The organism is Stenotrophomonas sp. HMWF003, from assembly GCF_003061285.1.
Lineage (GTDB): Bacteria > Pseudomonadota > Gammaproteobacteria > Xanthomonadales > Xanthomonadaceae > Stenotrophomonas > Stenotrophomonas maltophilia_AP.
In genome coordinates this window covers 7,036-13,349 of sequence record NZ_QAIW01000310.1, presented here as the reverse complement: position 1 = coordinate 13,349, position 6,314 = coordinate 7,036, and the positions used below count along the sequence as shown (strand labels likewise).

At 67.2% G+C, this 6,314-nt stretch carries 7 protein-coding genes; 5 read left to right on the top strand and 2 right to left on the bottom strand.

Annotation, left to right across the window (positions count from 1 at the left end):
* The 5 genes from DBR34_RS12695 to DBR34_RS12675 form a co-directional block, all read left to right on the top strand.
* Positions 1–2,183 (top strand): GH92 family glycosyl hydrolase (locus DBR34_RS12695; protein WP_146186835.1); only part of this gene is annotated, 2,183 nt, incomplete at its 5' end.
* A 139-nt stretch (positions 2,184–2,322) separates the two neighbouring features.
* On the top strand, positions 2,323–2,661 hold the full coding sequence (locus DBR34_RS12690) for a type II toxin-antitoxin system prevent-host-death family antitoxin (RefSeq protein WP_128097059.1): 339 nt from the start codon (positions 2,323–2,325) through the stop codon (positions 2,659–2,661).
* Between the two features lie 3 nt (positions 2,662–2,664).
* Positions 2,665–3,294, top strand: a complete 630-nt coding sequence (locus DBR34_RS12685) for a hypothetical protein (protein ID WP_128097058.1) — start codon at positions 2,665–2,667, stop codon at positions 3,292–3,294.
* Between the two features lie 119 nt (positions 3,295–3,413).
* On the top strand, positions 3,414–3,836 hold the full coding sequence (locus tag DBR34_RS12680; protein WP_038692204.1) for a host attachment family protein: 423 nt from the start codon (positions 3,414–3,416) through the stop codon (positions 3,834–3,836).
* Positions 3,833–4,159: a thioredoxin family protein gene (locus DBR34_RS12675; protein ID WP_128097057.1), complete on the top strand. Its 327-nt coding sequence runs from the start codon at positions 3,833–3,835 to the stop codon at positions 4,157–4,159. Before DBR34_RS12680 ends, DBR34_RS12675 begins: the two co-directional genes overlap by 4 nt.
* 45 nt (positions 4,160–4,204) lie before the next feature.
* On the opposite strand, the gene DBR34_RS12670 is transcribed toward DBR34_RS12675, so the two are convergent.
* Both DBR34_RS12670 and DBR34_RS12665 read right to left on the bottom strand, forming a co-directional pair.
* A complete protein-coding gene (locus DBR34_RS12670; RefSeq protein WP_128097056.1) occupies positions 4,205–4,858 on the bottom strand; it encodes a YcxB family protein in 654 nt (217 codons plus the stop codon).
* Positions 4,855–6,078, bottom strand: coding sequence for an MFS transporter (locus DBR34_RS12665; RefSeq protein WP_128097055.1), 1,224 nt, complete (start codon positions 6,076–6,078; stop codon positions 4,855–4,857). The genes DBR34_RS12670 and DBR34_RS12665 overlap by 4 nt, the downstream gene beginning before the upstream one ends.
* Positions 6,079–6,314 lie beyond the last annotated feature (236 nt).

The following is a 6,314-nucleotide window of genomic DNA, read 5'->3' as shown; positions in this document are numbered from 1 at the left end:
CCACGGTGCCGTTCGGCATGGTCCAGCTCAGTCCGGACACCCGCATCCAGCCGCGCGAAAAGGCCTACGGCTGGGCCGCCGGGTACCGCCATGACGACAGCAGCATCGTCGGCTTCTCGCATACGCATTTCTCCGGCAGCGGGCATTCGGACCTGGGCGACGTGCTGGTGATGCCGTTCACCGGTGATCCCGGGCTGGAGCGCGGCGACCCGGACAAGCCGAAGAGTGGCTATGCCTCGCGGTTCCACCACGACAACGAGAAGGCCGAGCCGGGCTATTACGCGGTAACGCTGGACGACTACAAGGTCCGTGCCGAGCTCACCGCCAGCGCCCGCACCGGCGTGCACCGCTACACCTATCCGAAGGGCGAGAAGGCGCGGGTGCTGCTGGATCTGCGCACCAGCCTGTACGACTACCCGGGCAAGATCCTGTGGTCGCGGCTACGCCTGCAGCCCGATGGCACGGTCACCGGCTTCCGCGAAACCCGCGGCTGGGCGCCGGGTCGTCAGCTGTACTTCGCGATGCGTTTCTCGCGCCCGCTCACCGGCCACGCATTGCACAACACCGAAACCGACATTGCCTACAAGGGCTTCCCGCCGCCGGGCCAGAACGACCACACGCAGCGCCCGCAGATCGAAGGGCGGCAACTGGTGGGCACGTTCGATTTCGGCACGCTGGATGCGCCGCTGGTGGTCAGTGTGGCCATCTCGTCGGTGAGCGAGCAGGGCGCGATCGCCAACCTGGACGCCGAAGCGAAAGACCAGAACTTCGACCGCGTCCGTGCCGAGGCGAAGCAGCAGTGGCGCCAGGCGTTGTCCGCCGTGGAGATCGAGGCGCCCGCGCATGACCTGCGCAGCGCCTACACCGCGCTGTACCACAGCATGCTGGGCCCAACCCTGTTCATGGATGCCGATGGCCAGTACCGCGGGTCGGACAACGCGGTGCACCGCGCCGAGCGTTACACGAACTACTCCACGTTCTCGCTGTGGGACACCTACCGTGCGCTGCATCCCCTGCTCACCCTGGTGCAGCCGGAAAAGCGCAACAGCGATTTCATCAACTCGCTGATTGCCCACCAGCAGCACAGTGCGTACGGCATGCTGCCGGTGTGGGCGTTCCACGGCCAGGAAACCTGGTGCATGATCGGCTACCACGCGGTGCCGGTGATCGCCGATGCCTACGTCAAGGGCATCCGCGGTTTTGATGCCGACAAGGCGCTGGAGGCCATGGTGGCGACCGCCAACTATGGCCCGTACGACGGCATCGCGCAGTACCGCGAACTGGGCTGGGTGCCGATCGATGAAGAGGGCGAGGCGGCCAGCAAGACGCTGGAATACGCCTTCGACGACTGGACCATCGCACGCATGGCCGAGGCCATGGGGCGCAAGGACGTGCAGGCCACCTTCGACGGCCGCGCCGGCAACTGGCGCCACGCGTTCGACGCCGAGACCGGCTTCATGCGCGCGCGCAAGCGCGACGGCAGCTTCCGCACCCCGTTCGATCCGTCGGCCAGTGGCTACGGCACCGACTACACCGAAGGCAATGCCTGGCAGTATTCCTGGTATGTGCCGCAGGACGTGGCCGGGCTGGCCGCCGCACACGGTGGCAGCGAGAAACTGCTGGCTCGCTTGGACCAGGTATTCGAGGCCAAGGTCGATCCGTCGATCTTCGAGCACATGGAAGACATCACCGGCCTGATCGGCTGGTATGCGCACGGCAACGAGCCCAGCCATCACGTGGCCTACCTGTACGCCCATGCCGGGCAGCCGTGGCGCACCCAGGCGCGGCTGAAGCAGATCATGGACACCCAGTACGCCGACCGTCCCGATGGCCTGGCCGGCAATGACGACCTGGGCCAGATGTCGGCCTGGTATGTGTTCACCGCGCTGGGCTTCTACCCGGTGGCGCCGGGCAGTGGCGAATACATCATCGGCCGTCCGTTCCTGCCCAAGGCGACGCTGAACCTGCCCAACGGCAAGCGCTTCAGCATCGTCACCGAGGGAATGGGCAAGGGCCATCAGTACGTAGGCTCGGTTACCCTCAACGGACAGCCGTTGCAGCGCACGTTCCTGCGCCATGCCGAGATCCTGGCCGGCGGCGAGCTGCGCTTCACCCTGCAGGCCGAGCCGAACAAGGCCTGGCCGGGGGAGGGGGCCCAGGCGCCGTACTCGATGTCGCGCTGAGCCTTGGCGGGGACGCGTCCAGCCCTTGTCATGCAGGGGCTGTCCCGGCGGGGGACGGGTCGGATGGGACAAAATGGGATTTATGTCCAATTTGGCCAAAAGGCGTATGATGCGCACATACCCCGCGCTGGAGCCTGCCATGACCCTGCCCCTGGACCTGCCCGGCCTTGAAAAGGCCACTGCATCGTCGGTGAAGACCCGCGGCTGGCCAAGCCTGATGCGCACCGTGCGTGAAAAACAGGCCTTGGTGATCACCAACCACAACCACCCTGAAGCGGTGATCGTGGATATCAAGGCCTACCAGGAGCTGCTGGCCAAGGCCGCCGAAGCCGATGCCGATGAGCGCGGCGGCGAGCTGGAACGGCTGCGCGCGCAGTTCGACGTGCAGTTGGCCAGCCTCAACCGCGACGGCGGGCTGGGCAAGGTGCTGGGCCAGCCGATCCGGCGCGGCAGGATCACCCCCGGCACGTCGCTCTGACCGATGGGGCGGATTCTGGTGCTTGCCGGCGTCAATGGCGCCGGCAAGAGTTCGCTGCTGGGAACCTGGCTGGAGGCCGATGGCCTGACCTGGTTCAATCCCGATTCCTTCACCCGCGCGCTGGTCCAGGCGGGCTGGGCGGCCGACGAGGCCAACTCCGCCGCCTGGCACGAAGGCGCGCGGCGGCTGCGCACCGCCCTGGCCGAAGGCAGCGATTTCGCCTTTGAAACCACCTTGGGCGGCAACACCATCGCGCGGCTGCTGCGCGCGGCGTGCGAAACCCACGACGTGGCGATCTGGTTCTGCGGCCTGGACAGCGTGCAGCTGCATATCGAACGGGTGGCCGCGCGCGTCGCCAAGGGTGGCCACGACATTCCCCAGGACAAGATTCACGCCCGCTACGACGCATCGCGTGAAAACCTGTTGGCGCTGCTGCCCCATCTGGCCGAACTGCAGGTCTACGACAACAGCGCACCGCTGGACGCGCAGGGGCAGGCCGATCCGTTGCCCCTGCTGCACCTGGACCGCAAGGGCCTGCACTACCCGGAATCGGTGGCGCAGTTGCTGCACACCCCGGATTGGGCCAAACCGATCGTGATGCGTGCGATGGAGCTGCACGGCAGCGCGCCCTGACCCCTGCGCACGGTGTGCGCTGCACACATCGCGAACACATTCGTATGCGCGGTCCTTACACCTGGCCGCCTACGGTGGACGTGGGTGCACTGGCACCCGTTTTTCCACAGGAGTTCACCATGCAGCAGCAGATCCCGGAAGGCACCTTGATTGTCGTCGCAGACGGCGGTTCGGCCCGTGTGTTCACCAACATCGGCAGCGGCCATACCCTGCAGCTCAAGCAGCAGGACGCGCTGAAACTGCAGGACATCAGCGCACAGGGTGTTTCGGGGCAGGGTCCGTCCGGCTCGATGCCGCAGGACACCAGCATCGCGCAGATGAACGAAGCCACCTTCGCCAAGCAGCTTGCCGGACAGTTGAACGAAGACGCCCTCAACAACCGCTATGCGCACCTGGTGCTGATCGCCGACCCGCAGACCCTGGGGCGCATCCGCCCGCAGCTGCACAAGGAAGTCCAGGCCCGCCTGCTGACCGATATTGCCAAGGACCTCACCAACGCACCGCTTGAAGACATCCAGCGGGCGCTTGAGTCCCCGCGATGAGTTACACGCGCGCCTATGCCGCGCAGGAACCCAGCCGGGCCGCAATCGACGCGGCTCCCGGCTGGCAACTGCTGGAATTCGGCGCGCCGTGGTGCCCGCACTGCAGTGCCGCGCAGGCCCCCGTGAAGGACTGGCTGGCGTCTAGGGACATTTCCCACCTCAAGATCGAAGACGGCAAGGGGCGACCGCTGGGCCGGTCGTTCCAGGTGCGGCTGTGGCCGACGCTCGTGTTGCTGCATGACGGGCGGGAGGTAGCGCGGGTGGTACGCCCGCGTGCGGATGCGGATCTTGCTGCCTTGGTGGCGGCCACCGGAACGACGTAACGTGCAGGGCGCCGTGGCTCGGCCCGCCCGGTAGCTGCGGATGGGTCAGGCCATTGCCGGGGCTGCCCTGCAATGGCGCAGCAAGCCGTCCATGCGTTGGCGGTAAGCCACCGGGTCCATCGCTTCGGTGTGCTTCGGGATCCAGTACGCCTGCCCGCGGCGATGCAGCGTGGCGCAGGCCACGACCAGGAACGCATCCGTTTCCCGCACATGCACGACCTCGTCCCAGCGCAGGGACGCGGGCCGTTGTCCTGCCCGCACTACCTGCATGCCCTGCGCATCGAACTGCACCCGGTACTCGCCCTGCAGCGGCTTGAAGCGGAGGGTCAGGGTGAGTCGGGCCAAAGCGCGGTTGAGCGGGCGGCCGCTTGCTGTGCCGTGCGCCTGCTGTCGCGCCATCGTGTTGCGCAGGCGCGTCGCGAACGGGCGAGCAAGGTGCCACGCCGGTACAAGCAGCAGCGCCGCCAGCGCAAGCGTGATCCCCGTTTCGAGGGTGGCGCCACGATGGATCAGCAGCCAACCCGCGCCGCACGCCGGCACCAACACCAGCATCGGCAGGACCGCCCGCTGCTGCATACCGCCAAGACGCTCGGCCAGCGCATCGTCGCGACGCATCTCGCCTTCCAGTGCCTCATCCACCCAGCGACGGGTGTGCGCGGCCGTAATCGTGTAGCGCAGCTCGCCGCACGCGTCGCTCACCGCGCGCGGGTCCTGGGCAGGAAGGCCGTGGCCAGCCCCAGCAGCGGCAGGTACGAAGTGAAGTGGTAGATCCACACGATGCCGTGCACGTCGGCCAGCTTGCCCAGGCCGGCGGCGCCGAGGCCGCCGATGCCGAACATCAGGCCGAACATGAGGCCCGACACCATGCCCACGCGGCCCGGCACGGCTTCCTGCGCGTACACCACCAGCGCGGCGAAGGCCGAGGACATCACCAGACCAATGGCCACGGCCAGCACTGCGGTGCCCATCAGGTTGGCGTAGGGCAGGGCAAGCGCGAACGGGGCCACGCCCAGGAAGGAAATCCAGATCACCGCCTTGCGCCCGATCCGGTCGCCCACCGGTCCGCCGATGAAGGTGCCCAGCGCGATCGAGGCCAGGAAGATGAAGAGGTACATCTGGCTCTGCTGCACGCTCAGCTGGAAGCGCTCGATCAGGTAGAAGGTGAAGTAGTTGGTGAAGGAGGCGATGTAGACGAACTTGGCGAACATCAACACCGCGATGACCGCGATGGCCTGGATCACCTTGCCGCGCCCGAGCCCGACCCCGGTGCTGCGCGCCAGGCTGCTCATCTTTGCCTGCCCATGGCGGATGGTCCACCCGGTGAGCAGGAACAGCACGCCAACGGCCAACGCGGCAGCCAGCATGAACCACGCAATGGAGCGCTGCCCATACGGAATTACCACCGCGGCCGCCAGCAGCGGGCCGATCGCCGAGCCGGTATTGCCGCCCACCTGGAAGGTTGACTGGGCGGTGCCGAAGCGCCCGCCGGAGGCCATCCGCGCCACGCGCGACGCTTCCGGGTGGAAGGTAGCCGAGCCCACCCCGACCACTGCGGCCGCGACCAGCAGCATGGGATAACTACCGGCCAGGGCCATCATCGCGATGCCGATGAACGTGGCGATCATGCCGCACGGCAACAGGTAGGGCAGCGGGCGCTTATCGGTGTACATCCCGATCCAGGGCTGCAGCAGCGACGCGGTGATCTGGTAGACCAGCGCGATCACGCCGATCTGGCCGAAGCTGAGCTGGAACTCGCTCTTGAACATCGGGTACACCGCTGGCAGCACCGCCTGGATCATGTCGTTGAGCAGGTGCGCGAAGGCCGCCGCGCCGACGATATGGACCGCAAAGCCCTGGTGGGGCGCGGTGGCGCTGGCGGCGACGGGAAGCGGCGGTTGCGCGGGGGAAGGCGAAGTCATGGACGGTATCGGAAGCGAAGTACGGTAGACGGCACCACGCGTGCGCACCCGGGCGCCGCAGGGTCCCTGGCCCGTAGGTGAGGGGTCCTCAAGGATAGGCCGGTTGCAGGGCGCCGTCCTGTGCCGGACCGGGCGAATGGCCGGGATATGGGCAGCGTATCCGCCGGCGCGGTAGCATGCGCCGGCCTTCTGTACTGCCAACGGGACATTCCATGGCCTTCCTTTTGCCTGCACTG

Bases quoted from the DNA above. Each gene is read 5' to 3' on its own strand.
- DBR34_RS12690 (WP_128097059.1), top strand. From the start codon at position 2,323: ATGACCCTGCCCCTGGACCTGCCCGGCCTTGAAAAGGCCACTGCATCG.
- DBR34_RS12685 (WP_128097058.1), top strand. From the start codon at position 2,665: ATGGGGCGGATTCTGGTGCTTGCCGGCGTCAATGGCGCCGGCAAGAGT.
- DBR34_RS12680 (WP_038692204.1), top strand. From the start codon at position 3,414: ATGCAGCAGCAGATCCCGGAAGGCACCTTGATTGTCGTCGCAGACGGC.
- DBR34_RS12675 (WP_128097057.1), top strand. From the start codon at position 3,833: ATGAGTTACACGCGCGCCTATGCCGCGCAGGAACCCAGCCGGGCCGCA.
- DBR34_RS12665 (WP_128097055.1), bottom strand. From the start codon at position 6,078: ATGACTTCGCCTTCCCCCGCGCAACCGCCGCTTCCCGTCGCCGCCAGC.